Here is a 25,485-nt window from a genome sequence, read left to right on the forward strand (position 1 = left end):
GTCCGGCGCGCGCTGCGCCGGACGGGGCTTTCGTTCGTCCTCGGTCTACTTGAACTTGGTGAGGAAGGTCTTGAGGATGGGCCCGGCGGCCTTGGCCCCGGAGGCGCCGCCTTCGACGATGACGGCGAAGGCCACGTCGCCGCGATAGCCGACCATCCAGCCGTTGGTGATGACCTTGCCCTTGGAGACCAGCTCCGCGGTACCGGTCTTCGCCGCGACCGCGCCGTTCGCGGCCAGCACGTGCGCGGTGCCGCCGGTGACCGTCGTCCGCATCATCGTGCGCAGCGCCGCGGTGGTTGCTGCGGGCAACGGTGAGGCGGCCGCGCCGGCCGGGTCCTTGCCGGGGACGAGGACGGGGTTCAGCGCAGCACCGTGCTGGACCGCGCCGGCCACCATCGCCATCTGCAGCGGGCTCGCCGTCACGGTGCCCTGGCCGATCATCGAGGCCGCCTCGGCGACGTCGTCCTTGGGCGCGGGCACCTCGCCGCCGTACGCCGGGATCGACAGCTTCAGGTCCTTCCCGAAGCCGAACATCGCGGCGGCCTTCGTCATCCCGTCAGCCGGCAGCCGGCCGTGCTGGGAGATGAAGGCGGTGTTGCAGGACTCGTTGAACGCCTTCTGCATGGAGCCGTTGCCGTACGCCGCGAGGCCGTCGTAGTTCTTGAAGGTCTTGCCGAACACGTTGATGGTGTTCGTGCACGGCAGCGCGGTGTTCGCGGTCTCCCCGCTGCCCATCAGCGCGGCCGAGGTGACGATCTTGAAGGTCGAGCCCGGCGCGTAGTGACCCTGGAAGGCGCGGTTGTAGTTCGTCGCGTCCGGCCCGTTGGCGGCGGCCAGCACCTGCCCGGTCGACGCCTGTACCGCGACCAGCGACGCCGGCAGCTTGCTCGTCGCCAGAGCGGCCTCGGCGGCGCGCTGCAGGTTCGCGTCGAGGCTGGTCTTCACCGGAACTCCGGCCTTGCCCTGCTGTGAGAAGACCGTCTTGATCGTCATCTTGGTCTTGCCGTCACGAAGGGTCACGGTGCCGCCCGGCGTGCCCGCGAGCTGCTGCTGGTACGCGTACTGCAGGCCCGTGGTACCGACCTGGTCCACGCTCGAGGCGGTCGGCCCCGCGTTCTTCAGGGTCTCCTCCGTGGCGGTCTTCATCGTGCCGATCACCGAACGCGCGAACGTCGAGGTCTCCGGCAGCGACTGGGTGCCGCCCATCGTCAGCACGCCGGGCAGCTTGCCCATCGCCGGGCGCAGCTTCTCCCACTCCTCGGCGCGGATCGTGATCGCGTCGACGAACTGCCCGGCCGGTGCGGCCACGGCGCGCGCCTTCAGCTTGGCGCCGTCGACGTCGAGATTCTTGGTGAAGGCCGCGTACGTCGCGGGGGTGGCCACGTTGCCCGAGGCGACTCCGACGATCACGACCGGGCGGTTCGCGGTCAGCGCGCGGCCGTTCCGGTCGAGGATGGAGGCCCGCGCGGGCAGGGCGCGAACCCGCTTCAGATAGTTCGCCTCGCCCAGCCCCGGGTAGATGGTGTCGCCGGAGGCCTTGATCTTCCAGGCGTCACCCGTCTTCACCGCTGTCGCGGTACTGGTCCACTTCATCGTGCCGATGCCGCGCAGTACGGCCTCGACGGCGAGTTCCTGCGTGCAGGTGCTGCCGTCGGTGCAGTTCGGCTCGTCCTGCGGTGTCACGGTGGCGGACTGGGCGACGAGCGCGGTGTCCACGCCGTCGAGCCGCGGTCCGAAGGTGGTCGGCGCGTCGGTCAGCGCCGCCGCCTCGTCCGGCTTGCCGTTCGGCGCCCAGGCCTTCACCCAGGCGGCGGCGAAGCTTTTCACCACTTCCGCGGACGCTTGCTTCTCGTTGTTCGGATCGGCTTTCCCTCCGCTGTCCGGCTTGCTGTCGGAACAACCAGCGGTGACAAGGACAGCACTCAGACAGACGATGGCAGCAGTTCGCTTCACGTTCTCAACTCTCGCACGGCGACGGGTACACACCTGGAACAGCCTTCGGCGTGTGGCTAGCCTGCCACGAGGGGAAAAATACTCAGTCGCGGCCGGCCCGGACACTGCTACGACGCGCGACGCGGTCGTGAAGTTGGCCCGAACCGCCGGATCCGGCGGTGATTGCCGAGGCGAATCCCCCTGATCTACAACGGGAATCGGCCGGTTCAGCCCCTCGAGGGTGCCCCGCCAGACCTGCCAGGGCACAACGGCCACGTTGAGGAGATCCCCCGCGGATCGCGTAACGGTTCCGTCACTGCTGGCGTATCCTGCACGATTGTGACCCGCCTAGCACTGCACAGCCGGCTGATCCCCGGCACCGAGGACGCCTACGAGGTCGAGCACGCCCGCGTCTGGCCCGAGCTGATCACCGTGATGAACCAGGCCGGCATCCACGACTGGACCATCTGGCGCAGCGGCCGCGACCTCTTCCACCTGGTCGAGTGCGACGACTACGAGGCGGCTGTCGCCCAACTCGCCAACGACCCGGTCGACCAACGCTGGCAACAACACATGAGCCAGTACGTCGAAAGCTTCGCCCAGAACCCCGACGGCCTCGCCGGCCAATCCCTGCGCCACGTCTGGACGATGTCCGAGCAAACCGGCTAGGCGAGCATCTCCCACACGAGCACTTCGGCTCCCTCCGGCCCGGCCGTGACGAGTTGCCCGTCGGAGGCGACCACCCGCGCCGCGTCCGCAGTACCGAGGTCCCCGGCGCCCTCCAGGGTGATGGTGCCTAGGGCAACGAAGAGATGCACGTACGGCGCTCGCGGCAACTGGATCGCCTGACCGGGGGACAGCCGCGCGGCGTACAGGCCGGCCTTTCGCTGGTTGATCCGGATGGCGGCGGTGGTCGCGTGTTTCGGCAGGCCGGAGGCGATCGGGACGAGCTCGCCCGCCGCGAGGCTGTCGTCGACCTCCGCCTGCTGGTACGTCGGGTCCAGGTCGACCTCGTCCGGCCGGACCCACATCTGCACATACCGGACGGGTTCGCCCGCGTCGTTCCGCTCGGAGTGCTGGATGCCGCTGCCCGCACTCATCCGCTGGGCGAGCCCGGGATACACGATGCCGCTGTGCCCCTCGGAATCCTGGTGTACGAGCGCCCCCCGCAGTACCCAGGTGACGATCTCGAGATCCTGATGCGGATGCGTGTCAAACCCGGTGCCCGGAGCAACCACCTCGTCATTGTGCACCATCAGCAACCCGAACCCGACGTTCGCCGGATCGTAGTACGGCCCGAACGAGAACGAATGCCGCGAGTCGAGCCACTCGTTCTGGGTACGGAAACGGTCGTCGGCCCGGCGGATGTCCACCCTCTAGTAGTACCTTGTCCCACGGCTGAGCCACTCGCCCGGGCCGTACGCGGAGTCGCGTGCACGTGTGCGCTGAGCCGCCGGGCCGCGCGGGTGTGTGGAGTCGCGTCCCCGAGTGTGGAATCGCCGAGGCGAGTGGGGCGTGTGGAGTGGCCGAGCCAGTTGGCCGGATGCGGAGCTGGCCCTCGTCCGCGGAATCGCCTGGTCGCAGGTGGAGTCGCTGGTTGTGGGGCGAGGTACAGGCCTAGTAGTAGCCCTTTTCTCCGTCGAGGAGTTCTCGGATGGTGTCCAGGTGGCCGATGTGGCGGGCGGTCTCTTCGAGCATGTGGAGGAGGATCCAGCGGAGGGTTGCTTGGGCTGAGCCGAAGTCGGGGTGTTTGCCGGTCTCGTCGAGGGAGTGGGCTGCGATGATCTCGTTGGACTGGGCGCATTGTTGCTCGAACTCGTCCAGGAGCTTCGCCAGCGGGGCGTCGTCCACCCTCATGTCGGCGTCTTCAGGCTCCTCCTGGAACTGCGGGTTCCCCTCGAAGGACTCGCCGAGGAAGAGAACGTTGAACCAGCAGTGCTCGGTCCAGCGCATGTGGGAGACGAGCCCGGCCATCGTCATCAACGGCGAGGTCGACAGCACCGAGCGGTGCTCGTCCGCCTCGGCGAGCCCTTCGCACTTGTACCGCACGAGCGCGCGCTGCATGTCCAGCCATCCGACCAGCTGGGTCCGTTCGTCGGCCACGAAGGGCGGGCGCTCACGCGAGATCGTCATACCGGCGGACGCTATCGCGGTCAGCTCCACCGCCGCATGGCAATTACCGGGCCCGGGCCTGCTGATTGTCGGGTTCCGGTGTGCGGGTGCATATTGGCAGAGGGGTTCCACCGGGGGCGGAGGTGTGTGGCCGGTGACGAGCGGGTCGACGGTGGTTGGCGGCGGGTAATGGACGGGGCGCGGAAGGCGCTGATCGTCGCGAACGACGAGTACGAGCACGACGGGCTCAAACAGCTGCGGGCACCGGCGGCGGATGCCGTGGCGCTGGCGGGGGTTCTCGGGGACGCGGAGATCGGCGCGTTCGAGGTGCAGGTGGTGCGGAACGAGTACGCGCACGTCATCGAGGGACGGATCGAGGACCTGTTCTCGGACGCCCGGTCCGGTGACGTTCTCCTGCTGCACTTCTCCTGTCACGGGCTGAAGAGTGAATCCGGGGAGTTGTTCTTTGCCGCCCGCAACACTCGGCCCAACCGGCTCGGCTCCACCTCGGTCTCGGCGGACTTCGTCCAGCGCTGCATGCGGGCCAGCCGGGCTCGCAGCATCGTGCTGCTGCTCGACTGTTGCTACGGCGGGGCCTTCGCCCGGGGTGTCGCCGTACGGGCAGCCGGGGACGTCAACGTGCTGGACAGTTTCACTGGCGAGCGGTTGGGCGGTGGACGGGGCCGGGCGGTGATCACGGCGTCCAGTGCGATGGAGTACGCCTTCGAGGGCGATCAGCTCGCCGATGACCACAGCCCGCGCCCATCGGTGTTCACGTCGGCTCTGGTGGAGGGTCTGACCACCGGGGACGCGGACCGCGATCAGGACGGCTGGGTCTCGCTCAACGAGCTCTACGACTACGTCTTCGATCGTGTCCGCGAACAGAATCCCCATCAGACGCCGAGCCGTGACGTGGAGATGCAGGGTGAGCTCTACCTGGCGCGACGCAGCCGGCCTGTGACCGCGCCGGCGGCGCTGCCACCCGAGCTCCAGCAAGTCATCGACCACCCACTCGCCGGCGTTCGCGCCGGCGCGGTCCAGGAACTCGCCCGGCTCCTGAACGGCGGCCATGCCGGCCAGGCGCTGGCCGCCAGAATCGCCCTCGAACACCTCGCCGACGACGACAGCCGCAACGTCGCGAGCGCGGCCAACGCAGCCCTCACCACGGCCGACACCACCGAACACCTCGCCGCCGACGACAGTCGCAACGTCGCAAGCGCGGCCACCGCAGCCCTCGCCACGGCCGACACCACCGAACCGCCGGAGACTGGCGTGTCGAGTCCAGTGCGGCCGGAGCCGCGTGTTGATCTCGAAGAGCTGCCGTCTGGTTCCGGTGGGGCAGGTGGGATCACCACTACGCCCACGGAGGCGACCTCTGGAGGTGGCGGACCCGGCCGCTGGGGGCTCGTGCGGTTGGGTCGCGGTCGTGGGCGCTGGGTTGCGGCCGGTCTTGCGGTTCTCGTGATCGCGAGCGTCGCACTCGTCGTACTGCGGCCGTGGTCGGCCGGATGCAGGTTCAGCGACGGGTTCGACGGCAGCGCGATCGATGGCGGCTGGGAGGAGGTGCGCATCGGCGATGGTGCCCTGAAGGTTGCCGACGGCTCGCTCGACATGTCGGCGCCCGACGGCTCGGACATCAACGAGGAGCTCCAGACCGCGCCGAAGCTACTGCACCCGCTGACCGGCGATTTCAAGCTCGAGAGTGACCTGACCGCCAATCCTCTGCAGCTGTTCCAGAGTGCCGGAGTGCTTCTGTGGAACAGCGCCGAGACCTATGTGCGGTTGGAGCGCAGCTACGGCGACGTCGGCGCGATCATCTTCGAGTACCGCCTCAACGGCGGCCCGCACACCAAGATCCACTCGCCCATGAGCACCGACCCGAAGGTGATCACCACGGACAAGACCCATGTGGTCCTGCAGTTGACCAAGACGTCCGCCTCGGTGGGCGCCCGCTGGCGCCCGGTCGAGGACTCCCAGTGGCGAGAACTGGGAACGGTCGACATGAAGCTCCCGAACACCACCAAGGGCGGCATCGCGGTCCTCAACAGGACCGGCTCGGCCAGCGCCTACAACGCGAAGTTCGACTACGCCCGCGCCACCTGCCTCTGACCAAACCGTCAAACGCCCAAGAAGGACGGACTGCGGCCAGCCATCTCCTGCGCCGTCAGCGCAGTCCGAATCAGGTGGGTCCCAAGGTCGGGAAGGGAGCTGCAGGGAGGCCGAGCTCGGTCATCCGTGCGGCATACCCGCGGTAGTGGCGTCGCGCCTCGCCGTGTCGGCCGGCCGTCTCGAGCGAGCGCACGATGCTCAGATGCGCGTCCTCGTCCCACGGGTCCTTGGCCAGGAGGTGCAGATAGTGGCCGATCGCGGCGTCGCCTTGTCTGGCCTCGACGGAGATCTCGGCGAGCGTGCGTACGACTGTGATGTACGTGGCGCGGGTCTGATCCCGCAGGTCGCTCGCCCAGTGCTCGTAGGTGTCTTCTTCGAGGAAGTCGCCGGCATACATGGCTGCCGCCTTGGTCAGCGCCGGAGCGCCTTCAGCCGGTCGGCCCTGCCGGACAAGAGTCAGACCGGATCCTGCGCAGGCGAGGAAGTCCTCGACGTCGACGGCGACCTGCTGCAGATCCAACCGCATCGCGTCCCTGTCCGCGGTGATGTAGTGGTCCGCGGCGTACCGCTTGTCGGGATCCAGGACGGCGCGCACCGTGGCGAGGGCGACCGACAGCCGGTTGGAGAGCTTTGCCGGATCCTCGTCGGGCCACAACTGCTCCATGAGTAGCTCCCGTGGTGTGGAGCGTCCCCGGCGAGCGACGAGGATCTTGAGCAACGTCCGCGCCTTCTTCGACTGCCAGGCTGTCGCCGGCACTGGGTGGCCGTCCCGAAAGACCCTGAAAACGCCCAGGCACCGCAGCGCGAGACCGAGTTCCACTTCGTGTGCCGATGGGGCGCCGTACGCGATCCTGCGCCCGAGCCGCTGAGCCCACCGAAGCACCGGTTGGGCGGCCAGCGCGATCACGGCGGTCGCGATGGCCACCAGGACCACGTTCGACCCAGTCCGATCACCCACGAGGGCTCCCACCCCGACGACCAGCGCGACATACACGAGGCCCGCGAACCCGGCGACGCCGGCAACGATCACGGTGCGGTCGATGACGACCTCGATCTGGTAGAGCCGGTAGCGCAGAATCGCGATCCCGATGGCGAGCGGAAGCGCCGCCAGTGGCACCAGGTAGCCCAGGGCGTAGATGGAGCTGGCAACTCCAAGAGTCTGAAGGACGTCTCCGAGCAGGAAGCCGCCGATCAGAAGGAACGCTGCATAGGCGAGCCAGCGCAACTGTTGGCGCTGCTCACCGTCGGCCTCTCGGAACCGCAGTCCGAACGAAAGCAGTGCCGCTCCCATGAGGAACGGCACCGCGGCCCTCGTTGACACGGCTCCCAGCACCGACAAGAAGTCTCTGGTTCCCGGGACTCCCAGGGGGTTGTCCAGCGACGACAGGGATCCGCCCATCGAACCCGGCCGAAAGGCCTGCGCGGCGAAGCTTGCCGTGGCGAGGACGAAGCCCACCACGACCACGGGACGCCAGCGCGCGGAGCGGAGGCGTCCGGTGGGGAAGATCATCAAGACGAGGGATGCAACCACCAGGATCGGTATCCAGGTCGCGTTTCCCGCCCAGGCCACCAGGGTGCCGCCACGCAGCCGACCCGGCTCCGCATACACGGCGTAGTGCGTGTAGCCGATGGAGAAGCAGACGAGCTGGAAGAGCAGTCCCTCGGTCAGCAACAGCCAGCCGATCGGATTGGACGATCTGCTGGAGGCGACGACCGCTCCGACCAGGGCGTAGGTCAGGACAACGGCGAAGAACAGCACCCCGGTCGTGCCCAGGTGCGGGCCGTCGGACGACGTGCCTGCTGCGCTCAGCCCGACGCCGACGGCGAAGAGCATCATCGCCACCGCGGACAGCGACCAGGCCAATGGCCCGGCGCGACCCATCATGACCGGATCCTCCGCCGACCAGGCCGGTCTCGCAAGCTCATCTGCCGCGCCTTAAGGCCACCCAAACGCTTCTCGGCAGGCTCTGGACGTTCCTTCAGCCAAGAAAGGTCGTTCCATGAACAAGCATCACCAAATGCCCGACCGTGGTCTCCTCCGAGTGGGTGCCGCCAGTGCAATCCTCGGCGTCGTCGCGGCGGTCGTCCAGTCTGCCGTCGACCCGTCGTACCCCGATGACCCGAGCGAAGCGATACTGCGAGCCTCGCAGAGCCACTTCCTGACGTTCTCCCGGGTCCTCGACATGACCGCCTTCCTGTTGCTGCTGGTCGGCGTCAGCGTGATCACCAGGGTGTTCTCGGCGGGGCGCGGCAGCGCCTGGGCCCGGGTCGCTCGAACACTGTTCGTCGTCTCAGCCGCAGCCGGCGCCACGGCGACGATGGTCGTCGGGTCCCTCCCGGAAATCGCCCGGTCGTGGGCCGAGGCCAACCCTGCGCTCAAGCCAGGCTATGTCGCGGTGTACGACGCTCTCGACGACGTGACTGGCGGGGTGTTCGCAGTGTCCTGGGCCGCGCTCGGCCTCTTCGGGATCGTCTATGCGGTCGCCCTTTCGAAGAGCGATCTGTTCTCCAAGACGCTGGCCGGCATCTCAGCGGCCAGCGGTGTGGCGCTGGTCAGCGCGATCGTGGTCGGCATCGGCTTCCAGGTTCCGGTCGCCTTCGTGCTGCTGGCCCTGGGCCTGGTGCTGTCCTACGTCGTGATCGTGGCCTCGAGCCTGAAGCTGCTGCGAATGTCGGGCGCACCGAAGGTGGACGCGAGTCACACCTCGAACGCGTCCAGCAGCCCAGCCCAGGTGGCGCCCTCGGTCTGATCATGCTGTCCGACGCGCGGGAAGCCTCGTTCCGGCCTGATCAAGGTCCGTTGAGACCCCCGATGAGACCCCTCGGCGGGGCAGCAGGTCTACCGCCCCGCCGATTCACGCTCAGGTAGAGCACAAACAAACGGGACTGCGGCCGCTCGGTGGGCGGCCGCAGTCCCTATCAGGAGGTGCTCCCCGGCGCAGGGTCGGGCCGGGGAGATCGTGGGTCAGCCGGTCGGGTTGCCGTTGTCGGAGCCGAGCTTGGCCTTGGCGGTCTGGGACTTGCCGTCCCGGGTGAAGGTGATGGTGACGTCATCGTCCGGGCGGTGCGAACGGACCGCGGCGACCAACGCGTCCCCGGACGCGATCGCCTTGCCGTCGATCGCGGTGACCATGTCACCGCTCTTCAGGCCGGCCTTGTCCGCCGCACCGCCGGACGTCACCTCGCCGAGGGTGGCTCCTTGCTGGAGCCCGTCGGTTGACTGCGCGTCGCCGACCGTGACGCCGAGCCTCGCATGAGTGGCCTTGCCCTTGGCCACCAGCTCGTCGATGATCGGCTTGGCCTGGTCGATCGGGATTGCGAAGCCCAGGCCGATGTTGCCGCCTTCGGATTGTCCCGATCCTCCGGCGGTCTTGATCGCGCTGTTGATCCCGACCACCTGGCCGGCGAGGTCGATCAGTGCGCCGCCGGAGTTCCCCGGGTTGATGGCGGCGTCTGTCTGGATTGCTGGGAAGACGGTCGTGCTGTCCTGCTCCTGGTCGCCCGAGGTGACCGGCCGGTTCAGCGCCGAGACGATGCCGCTCGTCACGGTCGCCTCCAGGCCGAACGGCGAACCGATCGCGACGACGCCCTGGCCGACGCCGAGGTCGCCGCTCTTGCCGAGCACGGCCGGCTTCAGGTCGCTGGCGGACGCCTTGATCACCGCGAGGTCGGTCAGCGGGTCCGTGCCGACGATGGTGGCCGGCACGGTGCGGCCGTCGTTCAGCATCACCGAGATCTTGCCGCCGTCGGTGCCCGAGGCGACCACGTGGTTGTTGGTGACGATCAGGCCGTCCTTGCTGATCACGATGCCGGAGCCGGTGGCCGCGCCCTGCGAGGTCATCACGCCGATCTTCACCACGCTCGGCAGCACCTTCGCGGCCGCGTTCTGCACCGAGCCGTCCGGTGCGGACACCGGCGCGGCCTGGCTGCCGTTGAGCGGCGCCGTCACCGACGGGCTGCTGGACGAGTCGTTGGTCGCCGAGTACACAGCCGCACTGCCCACACCGCCGGCAGCACCGACCAGCAGCGCGGTGGCTGCCACCAGCGCAAGCCCGCGCCGCTTGGGCTTCGGGTGCTCCGGCTGCGCCGCCTGAGGCGGCTGCGGGCCGAACGGCCAGTTCGGACCCGGCGGCGTCCCCTGATGCGCCCCGGCCGTCCCGAACTGCCCGCCCTGTTGGTAAGCACCTCCACCTGAGGGGTACGGACCCGGTCGCTGCTGTCCACCCTGCGGCGCGTACTGCTGCTGCGGGTGCTGTCCGTAGCCGGACATCGGCAGCTGCTGCGTGCGATCGGGTGAGCTCGAGCCGAACGACGGCGTCGCCCCCTGCTGGGGCTGGTTCCCGTACGTCGAACCCTGCGCCGGGGTGTCGTTCCCGGGCTGGTTCTGCGGCTGGTGCGGCTGGTTCTCGGTCATGACAACTAGCTTGGCTGCCGCACCTGAGAACCCCCTGAAGATCCCGTCAGAGCTGCCGAAGAACTCCATGAAGATCCCCTGAAGGACCTGTGAGCCCGTCCACACGACTCAGGCGCGGGAGCGCCCAGTACGGCGTACCGGGCGGGCGCTGCGGTGCTGCGGGGGAGGAAGGTGGGCTGGGAGATCTCGAAAATCTGTGCTCGCGGGGGTAGACATTCGTGGTCAGCAGGACTAGCGTTTTTCGTGTTGCAACGCAAGAAGTCAGAACGCCTCGAGAAAAGGAGTGGATGACATCATCAGGATCGCCTGCCTTGGCTGTACTTCGCCGGGCGGGTACCGCAGTCCCTTCGTGATTGGAAGGTGGTCCTCGGTTACGCATTCAGCGATCCCCGCTGGATCCGCCGGCAAGGGCGGATCGCGGAAGTAGATGCCGGCCACCGGGCCGGCAGATGGTGAAAATCCAAACCCAGGGCCCTGGTGCTTCAGCACCGGGGCCCTCGACCTGGAGGTTCGATCGACATGGAGGTTCGATGACCCCAGACCAGCAAGTGGAGCAGAAGGTGACAGATGCCGAGACGCCGACCACGAACTTCGACGACGAGGACTATCCCGCCTATACGATGGGCCGGGCCGCCGAGATGCTCGGCACCACAGCCGGTTTCCTGCGCAGCCTGGACGAGGCGAAGCTGATCACCCCGCAGCGCTCCGACGGCGGCCACCGCCGCTACTCGCGGTACCAGCTGCGCCTGGCCGCGCGCGCCCGCGAGCTCGTGGACAACGGCACCGCCCTGGACGCGGCCTGCCGGATCATCATCCTGGAAGACCAGCTGGCCGAGGCGCTCCGGATGAACGCCGAGCTCCGCGGCTCAGAAGACCAGAGCTGACCCCCGGTACGTCGTACCGGGGGTCCCGGCCGCCGCACACCGCCCCAGCTGCAGGGTCCTACGACGTCAGCGGGACTGAGTGGCGGCGTGGGGGAGCCAGAGGGTGAACTGAGCTCCACCAGTCGGGGCGTTGCGGGCGTAGATCATGCCGCCGTGCTGCTCGGCCGCGTGCTTCACGATCGCCAGGCCCAGCCCGGAACCCGGCCGGCTCCGCGCCTCGCTCGACCGGTAGAACCGCTCGAACACGTGCGGCAGGTCCGCGTCGGAGATCCCCGGCCCGCTGTCGGTGACGGTCAGCACGCCGTCCACCAGCCTGACGGTGACCCGCCCGACCGGTACGCCTTCCTCGCGATCGAGCCCCGGGTTGTCCGGCACGCTGTACTTCGCGGCGTTGTCGAGCAGGTTCGTCACCGCCCGGCCGAGCAACCGCTCGTCACCCCATACCGGGAACGGTGTCAGGTGCACGTCCCACTCCACCCCGGACGCGCGGCGCCGTACCTTGATCACGGCATCCTCGACCACGTTCGACAGCTCGATCAGCTCGGCGTTGCGCACCTGCGGGGTGTCGCGGGCGAGCTCGGTCAGGTCGCCGATCAGGGTGGTCAGCTCGTCCATCTGGGCGCGGACGTCGTCGAGCAGTTGCTCCCGGTCCTCCGGCCGGAGGCCGCCGCGCTTGTCCGCCTGGGCGAGCAGGTCCAGGTTGGTCCGGATACTCGTCAGCGGCGTCCGCAACTCGTGCCCGGCGTCGCCGACAAGTCTTCGCTGCCGATCCTGCGACCGGGCCAGGGCAGCCAGCATCGCGTTGAACGCCACTGCCAGCCGGGAGATCTCGTCCGACCCCGTCACCGGAATCGGCTTCAGCTCCTCGGTCCGCGCGATCCGCTCCGCCGCGCTCGTCAGCCTCGCCAGGGGCCGGAGCCCGTTCTGCGCGATCGCGTTACCGGCCAGCGCGGCACCGATGACACCGAGCAGGCCCACGGCCCACAACACGATGCCCAGGTTGTGCAAGGTCCGGTCGATCGGCTTCAAGGACTGCGCGACCACCAGCGCGGCGGGCTGGAGCTCGTCGGGTGCGCAGTTCCTCCGCTCCTGGCCCAACGGGCAGAACTGCGCCGGTACGGCGACCACGCGGTAGTGCGGGCCGTTCCGTACACCGACGGTCCGGATGCTCGCCTCGTCGACCTGGTCCCGCGCGACCTGGAGCTCGGTCGGCCCCATCGGCGGCAGTGTGCTGTCGGCGGCCCCGATCTGCTGGCCGTTGGCCAGGTAGACGCCGAGCAGGATGTCGCTCAGGCCGAGGGCTTCCGGCGGGATCTCCTGAAGGTTGGAGAGCCTGGTGAGGACGCCGCTGCTCGCGGCCTGGCTGGCGCGGTCGACGAGGCTGGCGTCGAGGTTGCGGTACATCTGCTGCCGCACCGTCACATAGGCCGAGATACTGACGAAGGCGACGGCCAGGCCGACGGCCACCGCCGCGAGCAGCGTGACGCGGGCGTGCAGGCTCAGCTTGTGCAGCTTCTCCTGCCACCAGTCCTGCGTCCGCGCCGCCGTCGCGGCGACCCGGCTCGTCCCGTTCCCGTTCTCATCGGCCTGAGGTTCAGGCCGACCACTGTCGGGACCACCACCCGGCTGTTCCGGCGGCGGACTGCTGGGGGCTGGAAATAGAGCTTCCGGACGCGGTTGCCCGGCGTACCGGTTGCGGGTCTCCGGGCCGATCTCGAGGGTTTCTTCGTCTGACTTGGTGCTGTACCGCGGGAAGTCGTCCGAGGGGGGCTGGCTGCTCACGGCGGGGTGTCTCTCAGTACGTAGCCGATGCCGCGGACGGTGTGGATCAGGCGGGGCAGGCCGTCGACCTCGGTCTTGCGGCGCAGGTAGCCGATGTAGACCTCGAGGGAGTTCGCCGTGGTCGGGAAGTCGTAGCCCCAGACCGCGTCCAGGATCACCGCGCGCTCGAGCACCCGGCGCGGGTTGCGGATCAGCAGTTCGAGCAGGGAGAACTCGGTCCGGGTCAGCGGGATCGGGGTCTGGCCGCGGTGCACCTCGTGCGCGTCCACGTCCACCACCAGGTCGGCGTACTGCAGGACCTCGCCGCGCTGCCCGCCCTCACCAGGCGTCGTACTGCGGCGGAGCAGCGCGCGCAGGCGGGCCAGCAACTCCTCCAGCGCGAACGGCTTCGTCAGGTAGTCGTCGCCACCGGCGTCCAGGCCGTCGACCCGGTCCGCCACGGCGTCGCGGGCGGTGAGCACCAGGATCGGCACGTTGTTGCCCGCGGCCCGCAAGGCCTTGGTGGTCTCCAGACCGTCCAGGCGCGGCATCATCACGTCCATCACGACCACGTCGGGGTCGACGTTGCCGATCACCGCGAGTGCCTCGGCGCCGTCGGAGGCCGTCACGACCTCGAAGTCGTTGAACTCCAGCGAACGGCGCAGCGAGTCCCGGACCGCCCGGTCGTCGTCCACCACCAGTACCCGCATCTCGCGCTCCCGCTCCGCCTGAGTCGTCCGAACCAACCATGAAGTGCCGCGTGTCGAGGTTATGCCGTCTGTTTGAGAATCGGCTGAGAACTCACTGATCACTCGCCCAGCGGGGTCGCGACGGCGTAGGTTTCCCGCGTGGACATCGTCGAATTCACGCCTGAGACAGAGCAGCTCACCTGGACCTTCGGCGGCGCCGCCCCGATCCGGCGGGTGAAACCCGGCACGGTGATGCGGCTGTGGACCGAGGACGCGTTCTGCGGCCGGCTCCGCAGTACCGAGGACCTCGCCAGCGCCTCCCTCAACATGCCGTTCGTCAACCCGCAGACGGGCCCGTTCTACGTCGAGGGCGCCGAGCCGGGGGACACCCTGGTGCTGCACTTCGTCGAGCTCACCCCGGCCCGCAGTTGGGGCGCGTCCGCAACGATCCCGTTCTTCGGCGGCCTGACCAGCACCGACCGTACTGCGACCCTGCAGGACCCGTTGCCGGAGCGGACCTGGATCTACGAGGTGGACACCGACAAGCAGACCGTCGGGTTCCGCGCCCAGGGGAGCGACCTGGAGCTCGCGCTGCCGATCGAGACGATGCTCGGCACGGTCGGCGTCGCCCCGGCAGCCGGCGAGGTCCGGTCATCGCTGGTACCGGACACCTTCGGCGGCAACATGGACACCCCCGAGATGAGGGCGGGCGCGACCTGCTTCCTCCGGGTCAACGTCGAGGGCGCGCTCTTCTCGGTCGGCGACGGGCACTACCGCCAGGGCGAGGGTGAGTCCTGCGGTACCGCGGTCGAGGGGTCCATGAACGTCGTCCTCATCGTCGAGCTGCTGAAGACCCCGGGTCCCGCCTGGCCGCGGATCGAGAACGACGACTACCTGGCCGTGGTCGGGTCGAGCCGGCCGTTGGAGGACGCGTGGCGGGCAGGCCAGGTCGACATGGTCGGCTGGCTCGGAGAGCTGCACGGCCTCGACAAGCTCGACGCCTACCAGTTGCTCAGCCAGATCAGCGAGGTCCCACTGGCGAACGTCGTCGACGCCAACTACAGCGTGGTCACCAAGGTCCCCAAGCGCCTGGTCCCCGCCTCGGAGGTCTACAGCGGCATCCACCGCCATCTCCGCGAGATCGCCGCGACGCTCTGAACCTCACCGTCACGCAGAGATGACGTCCTTGGCGAAGCGCTGCAGCGGTTCGTGGTCGTAGGCGACGCCGGGGATGTAGGCGATCACGTACTCGATGCCCACTTCCTCCAGCTGCTCGAGGTGTGCGCTGAGCTTCTTGGCGGTCACGATCGACGCCCGGCCGCCCGGCAATCCACCGCCGGCGCCGATCTCGGTGAACTCGTCGAGGCTGTAGCGGCCGCGGGCCTTCTCCGTGGCGGTGACCGGATCGGCCCCGGCCTCGATCGGGAAGACGTTGATGCTGGTCGACTTCATGATCTCGTCGTAGTCGCGGCCGACCACCTCGCAGTGCTCCCGCAGTACGGACAGCTTGTGCCGGATCGTCTCGACGTTCCCGGTGCCGAAGTTGCAGGCGTCCCCGTACTGCGCGACCAGGCGGAGGGTGACCTTCTCGCCGCCACCGCCGATCCACAGGGGCGGCTTGCGGCGCGGTTCCACGAACGGCTTGTCGACCGAGTGGTACTTGCCGTCGAAGACGACGTCCTCCTCGGTCCAGAGCCGGTGGATCAGCTCGACGGACTCCTTGAACGACCCCATCCGGTCCTTGAGGTCGGTCCAGGGATAGCCGTAGGCCTTCCACTCGTGGTCCGACCAGCCCGCGCCGAGTCCGGCGTACAGGCGTCCGTGGCTGGCGACGTCCACGGTGGCGGCGATCTTCGCGTAGAGGGCGGGGTTGCGGTAGCCGTTGCAGCCGACCATCTGGCCGATGTTCACCCGGCGGGTGTCGCGGGCCAGCGCAGCGGTCGCGGTCCAGGCCTCGAACACCGTCTCGCGGACGGGTTCGGGCACTGTGTGGAAGTGGTCGAACAGCCAGATCGAGTCCCACGGCCCGGCATCGGCCGCGCGGGCGACCGCCGTCATCGCCTCCCACTGCTCGACGGGATCCGCGATCTCGACCAGATCCATCCGCCAGCCCTGCGGCACGAATACTCCGAACCTCATCGCACTGCGCTCTCTTCCTTGGCTACTTGGCTTTGCTGTTCTTCCGTACTCCGGCCGCGGCGCCGGGAAATCGCCACGCCGGTCAGGCACAACGCGCCACCGGCGATCGCCAGCCCGGCCGGGGTCTCACCGAGGAACAGCCAGGCGAGCCCGATCGCGACCACCGGCACCAGGTACGTCGTGGCGCCCATCCGGCCGGCGCTGGTCCGCCGGAGAGCGAAGGCCCAGGTGGTGAAGCCGAGCGCAGTCGGGAAGGCGCCCAGGTAGACGACCCACCAGATCGCCGAGGCGTCGGCCGTGCGGAGTTCGCCGATCAGTGCGGGGGCGAACGGCAGGCAGACGACGGCGCCGATCGTGCAGGCGAGCCAGGTCACCTGGGCGGCGGGGAGTCTGCTCAGCAAGGGCTTCTGGGTCACCACGCCGACGGCGTACGAGATGGCTGCCGCCACGCAGAGCACGACACCCCAGGTCTCCGCGCGGCCGGTCGAGGTCGACGTACCGATCAGGAGGACGCCGCCGAAGGCGACGAGGCTGCCGATCACCAACTGCTTGGGGAAGCCTTCGCCGAGGGTCAGGCCGGCGAGCAAGGCGATCAGCAGCGGCGCGATGTGCACGAGCATCGCCGCGGTCCCGGCGTCGAGTCGACGCTCGGCTTCGTTCAGGGCGAGGTTGTAGACGCCGAACCAGAGCAGACCGCACGCCAGCAGAGGAGCCCAGTCGCGACGGCCCGGCCACTGTCGCCGGCCGGGCTGCTGTGGGCGCTGTCCGGCTTGCTGTGGACGGCGTCCGAGGAGAAGGAAAGCTCCAAGGAGCACGCTGCCGATCAGGAGGCGGGCCAGCGACAACGCGCCGGCCGAGAAGTCGCTGCCGACGTGCCGGATCGCCACGAAGGCGGAGGCCCAGAGAACCACCGTCACCGCGGCTGCCCCGGTCGCGAGCAGGCTCTTGGGTTCCATTGGAGTCGTCACTCTGGTTAGCCTAGAAATGGGTTCACTCGTTTCCCATGGCGAAATGACTTGGATGGGCGCATCATGCTTTCCGGAATGAACGCAGACTCAGCTGTCGGCCTTCAGAGTGAGAAACCGCTGCTGGACGAGCTCAACGTCCGGCTGCTGAGGGAACTGACGGACGACCCCCGGCTGCGGACGACCGAGCTGGCCAGGCGACTCGGGGTCTCCGCACCGACCGTTCGCGAGCGCGTCACACGGCTGGAGGAGTCCGGAGTGATCCGCGGCTACCGCCTGGACATCGACCCCGCCGCACTCGGGCTACCGGTCGCCGCCTGGGTGCGCCTACGCCCCGGTCCTGGTCAGATCCCCCGGATCATCGAATTGGCCGGCCGCACTCCGGAGGTGGTCGAGTGCCACCGCATCTCCGGCGAAGACTGCTTCCTGATGCGCGTCCAGGTTCACGCCATCTCCGGCCTGGAGGACGTCCTCGACAAGTTCCTGGTCCACGGCCAGACCACCAGTTCCTTCATCGTCTCCACCCCCATCGAACCCCGCCCGGGCCCCCTCCCACCCACTAGCCAAACCGCGGGGTGAACCCCCGACCAGCGTCGGGAGTGGTCTGCATCACTACGCTGGTGGCGACTTCAGCGACCTCCGGAAGGACCCTGACCCATGGCTGCCGACAAGCCTGTCCGCAGAGTTGCCCTGCTCACCGCCGGCGGGCTCGCGCCCTGCCTGTCGTCCGCCGTCGGCGGGCTGATCGAGCGCTACACCGAAGTGGCGCCCGACGTGGAGATCATCGCCTACCTGAACGGGTACCACGGTCTGCTCAGCGGCCGGCACCTCGACGTCACGCCCGAGGTGCGGGCGAAGGCCGGGCTGCTGCACAAGTTCGGCGGCAGCCCGATCGGCAACAGCCGGGTGAAGCTGACGAACACCGCCGACCTGGTCAAGCGCGGCCTGATCGCGGACGGGCAGAACGCCCTCCAGGTGGCGGCCGAGCGCCTCGTCGCGGACGGCGTCGACGTGCTGCACACCATCGGCGGCGACGACACCAACACCACGGCGGCCGACCTCGCGGCGTACCTGCACGAGCATGACTACGACCTGACCGTGGTGGGGCTGCCGAAGACCGTCGACAACGACGTGATCCCCATCCGGCAGAGCCTGGGTGCGTGGACGGCGGCCGAGCAGGGCGCGGTCTTCGCCCGCAACATCATCGCCGAGCACAGCTCGAACCCCCGGATGCTCGTCGTCCACGAGGTGATGGGCCGCAACTGCGGATGGTTGACCGCGGCAACGGCCCGGGAGTACCGCGGCTGGCTGACGGAGCAGGAGTGGAGCCCGGCCATCGGGCTGGACCCGAAGCGCTGGGACGTGCACGCGGTGTACGTGCCTGAGGCAACGATCGATCTGGACGCCGAGGCCGAGCGGCTGAAGGCCGTGATGGACGAGAACGACTGCGTCAACATCTTCCTGTCCGAGGGCGCGGGCGTGCCGTCGATCGTGGCCGAGATGGAGGCCCGCGGCGAGGAGGTCGGCCGGGACCCGTTCGGTCACGTGAAGCTGGACACGATCAACCCGGGCGCGTGGTTCGCCAAGCAGTTCGCCGAGCGGATCGGCGCGGAGAAGACGATGGTGCAGAAGAGCGGGTACTTCAGCCGCTCGGCCGCCGCGAACGACCGCGACCTGGCGCTGATCAAGGAGTGCACCGACTTCGCGGTGGACGCGGCCCTGCGCGGCGAGAGCGGCGTCGTCGGCCACGACGAGGAGCGGGGCGACGAACTCCGCGCCATCGAGTTCCCGAGAATCGCCGGCGGCAAGGAGTTCGACCCGGCCGTCGACTGGTTCACCGCCCTCCTCACGGAGATCGGCCAGGCCTGACCTCACCGGGCAGACAGAGGCCCCGAGCCCACCAAAGGGCTCGGGGCTTCCGCACGATCAATCCTTCAGTCGCCCGACCCATGCATCGGCGGCCTTCTCGATCTGGTCGAGCACGTCGTCGAACCCGCGATCATCCCCGTAGTACGGATCCGGTACGTCGGTCTCCGCGAACAGTTCCACCGGTACCGCGAGGTCGGCCCCGCCGCGCCGCCGCAGCGCCGAGAGGTGTCCGGAGTCCATCGCCAGCACGAGATCCCGTTCCGCGAACCAGCCGCCGTGGAACTCCTGCGCCCGGTGCGCGCTCCCGTCGTACCCACGCCTGGCCAGCGCGGCCGACGCCCGGTGATCCATCGGGTCGCCGACGTGCCACCCGCCGGTCCCCGAACTGGTCACCACGACGTCGTCGATCCCCGCGTCGGCGAGCTTCGCGCGCAGTACCACCTCGCCGATCGGTGACCGGCAGATGTTGCCCGTGCAGACCACCTCGACGTGCCTCACCGCTGGCCTCACCACCGGCTCACCCGATCTCGGCCTTGTCCGGCAGCACCAGGTTCAGCAGCATGCCGACGAGCGTGATCACCAGCGAGCCGAGCAGCGCCGCGACGAACCCGTCGACGTGGAACTGCACGTCGAGCTTCCCGGTGATCCACGAGGTCAGCAGCAGCATCAGGGCGTTGATCACGAAGATCAGCAACCCCAGCGTCAGGATGATGAACGGCAGCGACAGCAGCTTGGCGATCGGCTTCACCACCGCGTTCACGGCGCCGAAGATCGCGGCGACGATGAGCAGCGTCAGCACCCGGCGGCCGGTGGTCGCGCCCTGCAGCGTGATCCCGCCGACGAGCCAGCTCGCGGCGGCCAGCGCGACCGCGTTGGCCAGCAGCTTGATGATCAAATTCTTCATGCCGTCGATCCTGCCACCCCGGGGGTCAGAGTGTCGCCCAGCGCCCCCTTCTCCCAGGCGTCCCCGTTCCTGTGGACGACCTGCGTCAGCTTCGCCGAGAAGGTGAAGGCGGCCGGGGTGGCCGCGCTGGACCCGGACGCGCGCCTCCGAGGCCTGCGAGTGGGTTCACACATGTACGAGGTCACCGCCGCCGGCCTTTCGTAGTACAGGGAACCGACCGCCGGGCGGAACGCCCGGCGGCCAGGTGATGGTTGGAGTCAGGCCGGGAGGACTACCTCGCCGCCGGCGACCGTGGCGGGGGTGAGGTCGAAGTCGAGGGGGTTGGTGAGGCAGCGGGCCGAGCCGCCGCCTTTGTGGAACTCGGTGAGGTCCAGGACGACGACGCGCAGGCCGAGGCCGGTCAGGATCTCGCGCAGTCGTGGGGAGCAGGCGGGCATGATGATCGTCTCGTTCACCACCAGCGAGTTGCCGCTGAAGGCGAAGGCCTCCTCGTCGGTGAGCACGATCGGCTCCGGCACGATGCCGAACAGTTCGGCCTGGCTCGCCTCGTCGAAGGCCGGCGGGTAGACCATCGCGTGGGTGCTGTCGACCGGGCAGAACGGCAGGTCCAGGTGGTACATGCCCTCGTGCGCGATCCGCAGGCCGCGGACGCGGATGTTCCACTCGGTCGCGAGGTGCTTCAGCGCGTCCGCCTCGGTGCGCGGGCCGTAGCCCACCACCAGGCTGTCGCCGAACGCGAAGGCGTCGCCGGACTCGAAGTGCGGGCCGACCCCCTCGCCGCCGGTGCGGCTCAGCCGGAACCCGTGCCCGGTGAACCAGGCGGCGGCGCTGAGCGACTCCTTGCGGCGCGGCTCGAACCGCATGTGCGAGAGCATCGCGCGGCCGTCGGCGGCACCGAGGCCGAGGTTCATCGCGTAGACCATGTCGGGGGAGTCCTGGCGCTGAGCCAGTACTTCGACCTCACCGCCGGCGTCGACGATCGCCTGCCGCAGGGACTCCCACTGCTTCCTGGTCAGCTCGGGGTCGGGTTGGTCCTGGGTCGACATGTACGGATTGATCACGTAGTCGATCCGGAAGTGGTCCGGACGGACCATCAGATAACGGCGACCCCACCCCAGCGACTGACCCATGAACCACCTCTGAGACTCGGATCAGCATTGACTGATCCCCTGATTGTCCGACAATCAGTCAGTGTGCAGTCCAGCGCGGTCGCCGTCAACACGGCTTCGCTACTCGGTGGTGTGGATCGCTACTTCGACGTGTAGATGATGTCGAGGGTGTCCGGGTCGTAGCCGTGGCCCTCGATCCACTGCAGCGCCTTGGTCTTGCCCTCGGGCGAGAACACCTGGATCTTGAGCGAGATCGCCTCGGGGTTGTCCGGGTCGGATTTCGAGGCCTGGTACGTCGCCTTGAACCCCGGCCCGATGTACGGAAGTTCCCGCATCACCGGGTACTTCGCCTGCAGCCGCTTCTGGATCTCGTCGTACCGGCGGCCCGCCTCGGCCTCCGCCTCCAGCGCCTGCTCCGGGTTGTTCTGCACCCAGGTGCGCCCGGCCGGCCCGTTGGAGTAGAGGTACATCTTGACCTTGAGCGGGTCGCCGCCCTTCGCGGTCACCGTCTGGGTGTAGCTCTGGAAGCCGTCCCGCGACGCCGTCAGAGTGTGCTCGCCGGCCTTCACCTCGACCTCGCCGTTGGCCGCGATCTGCCGGCCGTCGAGCGTCAGGGTCAGATCGTTCGGGATCGACTGGACCGTCAGCTTCGACTGCGACCCGCCGCGGAAGACCAGGTAGCCGCCGATCACGACCACCAGGATGACAACCACGACCCCGCTGAGCAGCCAGAGCCGGGGGCTCTCCTCTTCCATCTGTCCTCTCCTCAGCTCTTCGGGGCGGGCGGGTTCTTCAGCCGGGCGGCGGCGAACTGCTGCCCGATCGAGTAGGTGTTGCCGGCCTGGGGCACGTGACCGTGCAGCGAGGCGCTGGCCGCGTTGTAGCCGTTGAACTCGCCGACGAACAGGTACGTGTGCCCCGGTCCGATCAGGATGTCACCGGGTCTCAGCTGATCCTCGGTGATGTCGTCGAACACGTCGTACTTGCCGGAGGTGCGCAGGTAGTTCTCCTGGACGCTGGTGGTTCGGGTCGGGTAGTCCGGGTCGGCTCCGCTCATCCGCATCACGGTCGCCACGAAGACGCCGCAGTCGGAGAACGGGTCGTCGCCGGTCGAACCGTTCCAGTCCGGCATGGCGCGCTGGTACTTCTCTGTGGCGTCGCCCTCGTCCTTGCCGTGACCGGGGGTGTCCCAGGCGAGCATCTTCGCGGTGGCGACGATGTCGCCGTTGCCCGCTCCACAGCCGCCGGCGGGGGCGTCTCCACCGCCGAAGGTCTCGAACACCTCGCGGGCGGTGTTCTTGCGCTCGGTGTAGCGCGGGTTGCTCAGGTCGTTCGAGCCGGCGAAACGCTCGAAGTACCGGCCGAAGGCGACGGCGGCGTCCTCGACCGACTGGGCCGCCTTGACCTGTTGTCCGGCCGGGCCCTCGGCCAGTGGGCCCTCGCCCTCGAGCTGTTTGCGGAGGAACTCCAGCTGCCACTCGAGCGACTCGACCTTCGCCTCGTCGTTGCTGGTGGCCTCCATCGACGGGTTGATCATCTTCCCCGCCGGCGTCCACTGGACGATGCCCCAGCCGAGCGAGCTGCCCCGCGCCTCGGACGGGTGGGTGAGCTGGCCCGGCGGGGTGTTCTGCAACCGGGCCGGCTCCACGCTCGACTCGTGGATCATGTTGCCGACGATGCCGGCCGCCTGCTCCTTGGAGTACCCGTTCGAGGCGAAGAAGTTGAACGCCTTCTCCTGGTTGTTGCCGCCGACCAGCGGGCCACCGCCGCACGAGCAGGTCGACGTCCCGGTCGTCGCATCCGCGCCGACCGAGTCGGTCGGGTCCTGCGGCTGCAGCGCACCGGTGCCGTTCTCGCCGGTGCGGACCCGCAGCTCGAAGTGCAGGTGGTCGCCGCCCAGACCCGGCGCGCCCTCGGTGCCGGTGCCCGACTTGCCGATCTCCTGGCCGCGGGTGACCTTGTCGCCGACGCTCACGCTCTTGGACTCGAAGAACTCGTACCAGGTCTCGACGGCGGCGTCCTGGTGGCGGATCTTGATCCAGTCGCCCTCGGTGGAGACGACGGTGCCCTCCTCGGCAGCCATCACTTTGCTGCCCTTGGCAACTTCGTAGTCGAGGCCGGTGTGCTTCTCCGGCCCGTCGTCGTCCCAGCCCTGGGCCGCCTCGTGCTTCTCCGTCGGCCAGCCGAACGCCGCGCCCTCGGTCCCGCCGGAGTTGCACTCCGCGGCGTTGCCGAGCGAGCCCATCGCCGTGAACAGCATCGCGATCACGATGATCAGCGGCAGCATGAGGAAGAAAGCGACGCCACCGATGATCGGCAGGGACTTGCCTTCACCCACGGCTTCCTCCTCCGGTCGGCGGCTCTCCCGCGGTGGGGGGAGAGGGCGGCCGCTGACGTCTCGGTACAGACTGCCCGAAAACCGGCTCATCACGTCGCTGGTTATCCACAGGGCGACCGGGGTGGTGGGGTGGCGAAGGCGTCAGGTTGCCGCTCACGCCGCGCGGCAACCGGGCCACGCGCGACAACGGACCCCGACTGAACGAGAATCTCCCCATGTACGAACGGCTGCGGGTGGACCGCTCGACCACGGTGGACCGGGTCGTGGACGCGCTCCGGGCCGCCCTCTTCGCGGGCGACCTCGAACCGGGCACGCCGTTGCGCGAGCAGCCGCTGGCCGAGGCGCTCGGCGTGGCGCGCAGTACCGTCCGCGAGGCGATGACGATGCTGGTCACCGAGGGACTCGCCGTCCGCGAGCCGAACAAGGGCGTCAGCGTCGCGATCCTGCACCCGGCCGCGGTGGCGGACATCTGCCGCGCGCGCTTCGTGCTCGAGTCGGCCGGCATCCGGGCCTGGTTCGACGCCGACGAGGTCGCCCGGGAGCGGGTCCGCGAGGCGATGCGCACCTTCGCCGCGACCGCCAAGGAGGGCGCCGACCCGGAGGCGATGACGGAGACGCACCTCGCGATCCACCGCAGCTTCGTCGCCCTGACCGGAAGCGAGCGGCTGACGGCGACCGCCGACTCCATCACCGGCGAGGCCAGGCTCGCGCTCGCCCGGGTCGACGCGCTCCGCCAGGACGCCAAGCAGCAGGTTGCCTCCCACCGCAAGCTCGTCCGCCTGCTCGAGAAGGGCGACCTGGACGAATGCGTCGAGGAACTCCGCCGCCACCTCGCCGGCGCCGAGGAGTCTCTCCTCGAAGCGATCGCCACCCCGCCGTCCTGATCCACGCGTGTGGTCAGCGTGGGCTGGGAAGGGTGGACGAATGGGCGGGTATCTGGCTGATTTGGTGGCTGGGTAACCCGCTCGGGTAGGGCCTGATGGACAAATTGTCCACCGCTGTTCGGCGGGGTTCTACGGTGGCGGGGGAAGGGCTAGCCTGCGGGCATGACCCCTGACGATGAGGTCCGCTTCCGTTCCGTGCTGGATGATGTCGCGGCTTACAAGCCGGGCAAACCCCCGGAGCGCACTGACGGCCGGCCGACGTACAAGTTGTCCAGCAACGAGAACCCGTACCCGCCGCTGCCCGGGGTACTGGCTGCCGCGACGGAGGCCGCGGGGAACATGAACCGCTACCCCGACATGGGCGCGCTCGACCTGCTCGAGGCGCTGTCCGAGCGGTTCGAGGTGCCGGTGGAGCACCTCGCGCTCGGTACCGGTTCGGTGGCCGTGCTCTACCACCTGCTGCAGGCGGCCTGCGCCGAAGGTGACGAGGTCGTCTACGCGTGGCGCTCGTTCGAGGCCTACCCGATCGCGGTCCAGTTGACCGGCGCGACCTCGGTACAGGTGCCCTTGACCGAGGACGCCCGGCACGACTTCAAGGCGATGGAAGCCGCCCTGACCGACCGGACCCGCGTCGTCCTCGTCTGTACGCCGAACAACCCGACCGGCCCGGTGGTACGCCGGGACGAGTTGCTGGCGTTCCTCGACGTCGTACCGCGCAACGTGCTCGTCGTCCTGGACGAGGCGTACCGCGAGTTCATCCGCGAGCCGGAGGCGATCGACGGCACCGAGGTCTACCGGGACCGGCCGAACGTGGTGGTGCTGCGGACCTTCTCGAAGGCGTACGGCCTGGCGGGCTTCCGGGTCGGCTACGCGATCGGGCATCCGCCGGTGATCGCGGCGATCCGCAAGTGCGCGCTGCCCTTCGGAGTCAGCGAGGTCGCCCAGGCGGCGGCGATCGCCTCGCTGCAGGCCGAGGAGGAGCTGCTCGCGCGGGTCGACGACCTGGTGACCGAGCGCACCCGCGTCCTCGGCGCACTCCGGGCGGCCGGCTGGGACGTCCCCGAGACCCACGCCAACTTCGTCTGGATGCCACTCGGCGAGGACACGGTCGCCTTCGCCGAAGCGGTCCAGGCCGAAGGAGTCTCCGTCCGCCCCTTCCCCGGCGACGGCGCCCGGGTAACCATCGGCGAACCCGAAGCCAACAACCTCTTCCTCGAAGTAGCCTGCGCCTGGCACCAGGGCCGCAACCCCGAGTAACCCACGCCGAGGAGCCCGCATCGACCCCGGGACCCGTCGTACCGGGCGCCGGATCACAGCCCGTCTACGCGCCGATGTTGGTGCGTGCGAGGGTGGGTAGATGGTTGCGGTGGAGGGAG

General features: G+C 68.9%; 24 protein-coding genes. 10 read left to right on the forward strand and 14 right to left on the reverse strand.

All coding sequences use genetic code 11. The features are described from left to right. Positions 1-45 precede the first annotated feature (45 nt). Positions 46-1,953 (reverse strand): penicillin-binding transpeptidase domain-containing protein, encoded by a 1,908-nt coding sequence (locus tag EV644_RS11590; protein WP_132191672.1) that lies wholly within the window; start codon positions 1,951-1,953, stop codon positions 46-48. Between the two features lie 318 nt (positions 1,954-2,271). On the opposite strand from EV644_RS11590, the gene EV644_RS11595 reads away from it, so the two are divergent. Then, complete coding sequence (locus tag EV644_RS11595; protein ID WP_132191671.1) at positions 2,272-2,601, forward strand: L-rhamnose mutarotase; 330 nt, start codon at positions 2,272-2,274, stop codon at positions 2,599-2,601. On the opposite strand, the gene EV644_RS11600 is transcribed toward EV644_RS11595, so the two are convergent. Together EV644_RS11600 and EV644_RS11605 are read right to left on the reverse strand one after the other, a co-directional pair. Then, entirely contained in the window at positions 2,598-3,305 is a 708-nt protein-coding gene (locus EV644_RS11600; protein ID WP_132191670.1) for a pirin family protein, read from the reverse strand. The two genes, EV644_RS11595 and EV644_RS11600, sit on opposite strands and share 4 nt — an antisense overlap. 244 nt (positions 3,306-3,549) lie before the next feature. Continuing rightward, the gene (locus EV644_RS11605; RefSeq protein ID WP_132191669.1) at positions 3,550-4,065 is read right to left on the reverse strand and encodes a DinB family protein; all 516 of its coding nucleotides are present in this window, start codon (positions 4,063-4,065) and stop codon (positions 3,550-3,552) included. Positions 4,066-4,191: 126 nt separating this feature from the next. On the opposite strand from EV644_RS11605, the gene EV644_RS11610 reads away from it, so the two are divergent. Then, positions 4,192-6,153, forward strand: coding sequence for a caspase, EACC1-associated type (locus EV644_RS11610; protein ID WP_199239751.1), 1,962 nt, complete (start codon positions 4,192-4,194; stop codon positions 6,151-6,153). A gap of 70 nt (positions 6,154-6,223) precedes the next feature. Here EV644_RS11610 and EV644_RS11615 read toward each other — a convergent pair whose 3' ends face one another. Beyond that, positions 6,224-8,038, reverse strand: a complete 1,815-nt coding sequence (locus EV644_RS11615) for an AfsR/SARP family transcriptional regulator (protein WP_132191668.1) — start codon at positions 8,036-8,038, stop codon at positions 6,224-6,226. Positions 8,039-8,153: 115 nt separating this feature from the next. Between EV644_RS11615 and EV644_RS11620 the strand changes: the two genes are divergently transcribed. After that, complete coding sequence (locus EV644_RS11620; protein WP_132191667.1) at positions 8,154-8,903, forward strand: hypothetical protein; 750 nt, start codon at positions 8,154-8,156, stop codon at positions 8,901-8,903. Positions 8,904-9,118: 215 nt separating this feature from the next. Here EV644_RS11620 and EV644_RS11625 read toward each other — a convergent pair whose 3' ends face one another. Then, positions 9,119-10,567 (reverse strand): S1C family serine protease, encoded by a 1,449-nt coding sequence (locus tag EV644_RS11625; protein ID WP_132191666.1) that lies wholly within the window; start codon positions 10,565-10,567, stop codon positions 9,119-9,121. 530 nt (positions 10,568-11,097) lie between these two features. Here EV644_RS11625 and EV644_RS11630 point away from each other — a divergent pair. Further along, a complete protein-coding gene (locus tag EV644_RS11630) occupies positions 11,098-11,451 on the forward strand; it encodes a MerR family transcriptional regulator (protein WP_132191665.1) in 354 nt (117 codons plus the stop codon). A 66-nt stretch (positions 11,452-11,517) separates the two neighbouring features. On the opposite strand, the gene EV644_RS11635 is transcribed toward EV644_RS11630, so the two are convergent. Together EV644_RS11635 and EV644_RS11640 are read right to left on the reverse strand one after the other, a co-directional pair. Continuing rightward, a complete protein-coding gene (locus EV644_RS11635; RefSeq protein ID WP_241998854.1) occupies positions 11,518-13,233 on the reverse strand; it encodes a sensor histidine kinase in 1,716 nt (571 codons plus the stop codon). Further along, the gene (locus tag EV644_RS11640; RefSeq protein ID WP_132191664.1) at positions 13,230-13,922 is read right to left on the reverse strand and encodes a response regulator transcription factor; all 693 of its coding nucleotides are present in this window, start codon (positions 13,920-13,922) and stop codon (positions 13,230-13,232) included. Before EV644_RS11640 ends, EV644_RS11635 begins: the two co-directional genes overlap by 4 nt. 138 nt (positions 13,923-14,060) lie before the next feature. Here EV644_RS11640 and EV644_RS11645 point away from each other — a divergent pair, with 138 nt between their 5' ends. After that, on the forward strand, positions 14,061-15,059 hold the full coding sequence (locus tag EV644_RS11645) for an acetamidase/formamidase family protein (protein WP_132191663.1): 999 nt from the start codon (positions 14,061-14,063) through the stop codon (positions 15,057-15,059). A 9-nt stretch (positions 15,060-15,068) separates the two neighbouring features. On the opposite strand, the gene EV644_RS11650 is transcribed toward EV644_RS11645, so the two are convergent. Beyond that, positions 15,069-16,040, reverse strand: coding sequence for an LLM class F420-dependent oxidoreductase (locus EV644_RS11650; RefSeq protein WP_132191662.1), 972 nt, complete (start codon positions 16,038-16,040; stop codon positions 15,069-15,071). After that, positions 16,037-17,008 carry a DMT family transporter gene (locus EV644_RS11655; protein ID WP_241998852.1) on the reverse strand — a complete coding sequence of 324 codons (972 nt, stop codon included), beginning with the start codon at positions 17,006-17,008 and terminating at the stop codon, positions 16,037-16,039. Before EV644_RS11655 ends, EV644_RS11650 begins: the two co-directional genes overlap by 4 nt. Before the next feature lie 75 nt (positions 17,009-17,083). On the opposite strand from EV644_RS11655, the gene EV644_RS11660 reads away from it, so the two are divergent. Both EV644_RS11660 and EV644_RS11665 read left to right on the forward strand, forming a co-directional pair. Beyond that, a complete protein-coding gene (locus tag EV644_RS11660) occupies positions 17,084-17,584 on the forward strand; it encodes an Lrp/AsnC family transcriptional regulator (RefSeq protein WP_132191661.1) in 501 nt (166 codons plus the stop codon). Between the two features lie 78 nt (positions 17,585-17,662). After that, positions 17,663-18,874, forward strand: coding sequence for a pyrophosphate--fructose-6-phosphate 1-phosphotransferase (locus EV644_RS11665; protein ID WP_132191660.1), 1,212 nt, complete (start codon positions 17,663-17,665; stop codon positions 18,872-18,874). Between the two features lie 57 nt (positions 18,875-18,931). Here the strand turns inward: EV644_RS11665 and EV644_RS11670 are convergent, their stop codons facing one another. Both EV644_RS11670 and EV644_RS11675 read right to left on the reverse strand, forming a co-directional pair. Then, on the reverse strand, positions 18,932-19,372 hold the full coding sequence (locus EV644_RS11670; RefSeq protein WP_132191659.1) for a low molecular weight protein-tyrosine-phosphatase: 441 nt from the start codon (positions 19,370-19,372) through the stop codon (positions 18,932-18,934). Between the two features lie 19 nt (positions 19,373-19,391). Beyond that, positions 19,392-19,778 (reverse strand): phage holin family protein, encoded by a 387-nt coding sequence (locus tag EV644_RS11675; protein ID WP_132191658.1) that lies wholly within the window; start codon positions 19,776-19,778, stop codon positions 19,392-19,394. Between the two features lie 30 nt (positions 19,779-19,808). On the opposite strand from EV644_RS11675, the gene EV644_RS44470 reads away from it, so the two are divergent. Next, entirely contained in the window at positions 19,809-19,982 is a 174-nt protein-coding gene (locus EV644_RS44470) for a hypothetical protein (protein ID WP_158292786.1), read from the forward strand. Between the two features lie 53 nt (positions 19,983-20,035). Here EV644_RS44470 and EV644_RS11680 read toward each other — a convergent pair whose 3' ends face one another. From EV644_RS11680 to EV644_RS11690, 3 genes are all read right to left on the reverse strand, one after another. Then, the gene (locus tag EV644_RS11680) at positions 20,036-20,908 is read right to left on the reverse strand and encodes a dimethylarginine dimethylaminohydrolase family protein (RefSeq protein ID WP_132191657.1); all 873 of its coding nucleotides are present in this window, start codon (positions 20,906-20,908) and stop codon (positions 20,036-20,038) included. 119 nt (positions 20,909-21,027) lie between these two features. Beyond that, positions 21,028-21,642, reverse strand: a complete 615-nt coding sequence (locus EV644_RS11685) for a PEGA domain-containing protein (protein WP_132191656.1) — start codon at positions 21,640-21,642, stop codon at positions 21,028-21,030. A gap of 11 nt (positions 21,643-21,653) precedes the next feature. After that, positions 21,654-23,225: a phage tail tip lysozyme gene (locus EV644_RS11690; RefSeq protein ID WP_241998850.1), complete on the reverse strand. Its 1,572-nt coding sequence runs from the start codon at positions 23,223-23,225 to the stop codon at positions 21,654-21,656. Positions 23,226-23,440: 215 nt separating this feature from the next. On the opposite strand from EV644_RS11690, the gene EV644_RS11695 reads away from it, so the two are divergent. Both EV644_RS11695 and hisC read left to right on the forward strand, forming a co-directional pair. After that, complete coding sequence (locus EV644_RS11695; RefSeq protein WP_132191654.1) at positions 23,441-24,109, forward strand: GntR family transcriptional regulator; 669 nt, start codon at positions 23,441-23,443, stop codon at positions 24,107-24,109. Between the two features lie 162 nt (positions 24,110-24,271). Next, positions 24,272-25,366 (forward strand): histidinol-phosphate transaminase, encoded by a 1,095-nt coding sequence (gene hisC, locus EV644_RS11700; RefSeq protein ID WP_132191653.1) that lies wholly within the window; start codon positions 24,272-24,274, stop codon positions 25,364-25,366. Positions 25,367-25,485: the final 119 nt, after the last annotated feature.

This window comes from Kribbella orskensis, from assembly GCF_004342085.1.
Lineage (GTDB): Bacteria > Actinomycetota > Actinomycetes > Propionibacteriales > Kribbellaceae > Kribbella > Kribbella orskensis.

Excerpts from the sequence above, each read along its gene's own strand:
- EV644_RS11605 (WP_132191669.1), bottom strand. The coding sequence starts at position 4,065 with ATGACGATCTCGCGTGAGCGCCCGCCCTTCGTGGCCGACGAACGGACC.
- EV644_RS11615 (WP_132191668.1), bottom strand. The coding sequence starts at position 8,038 with ATGATGGGTCGCGCCGGGCCATTGGCCTGGTCGCTGTCCGCGGTGGCG.
- EV644_RS11620 (WP_132191667.1), top strand. The coding sequence starts at position 8,154 with ATGAACAAGCATCACCAAATGCCCGACCGTGGTCTCCTCCGAGTGGGT.
- EV644_RS11625 (WP_132191666.1), bottom strand. The coding sequence starts at position 10,567 with ATGACCGAGAACCAGCCGCACCAGCCGCAGAACCAGCCCGGGAACGAC.
- EV644_RS11630 (WP_132191665.1), top strand. The coding sequence starts at position 11,098 with ATGACCCCAGACCAGCAAGTGGAGCAGAAGGTGACAGATGCCGAGACG.
- EV644_RS11640 (WP_132191664.1), bottom strand. The coding sequence starts at position 13,922 with ATGCGGGTACTGGTGGTGGACGACGACCGGGCGGTCCGGGACTCGCTG.
- EV644_RS11650 (WP_132191662.1), bottom strand. The coding sequence starts at position 16,040 with ATGAGGTTCGGAGTATTCGTGCCGCAGGGCTGGCGGATGGATCTGGTC.
- EV644_RS11660 (WP_132191661.1), top strand. The coding sequence starts at position 17,084 with ATGAACGCAGACTCAGCTGTCGGCCTTCAGAGTGAGAAACCGCTGCTG.
- EV644_RS11665 (WP_132191660.1), top strand. The coding sequence starts at position 17,663 with ATGGCTGCCGACAAGCCTGTCCGCAGAGTTGCCCTGCTCACCGCCGGC.
- EV644_RS11675 (WP_132191658.1), bottom strand. The coding sequence starts at position 19,778 with ATGAAGAATTTGATCATCAAGCTGCTGGCCAACGCGGTCGCGCTGGCC.
- EV644_RS11680 (WP_132191657.1), bottom strand. The coding sequence starts at position 20,908 with ATGGGTCAGTCGCTGGGGTGGGGTCGCCGTTATCTGATGGTCCGTCCG.
- EV644_RS11685 (WP_132191656.1), bottom strand. The coding sequence starts at position 21,642 with ATGGAAGAGGAGAGCCCCCGGCTCTGGCTGCTCAGCGGGGTCGTGGTT.
- EV644_RS11695 (WP_132191654.1), top strand. The coding sequence starts at position 23,441 with ATGTACGAACGGCTGCGGGTGGACCGCTCGACCACGGTGGACCGGGTC.
- hisC (WP_132191653.1), top strand. The coding sequence starts at position 24,272 with ATGACCCCTGACGATGAGGTCCGCTTCCGTTCCGTGCTGGATGATGTC.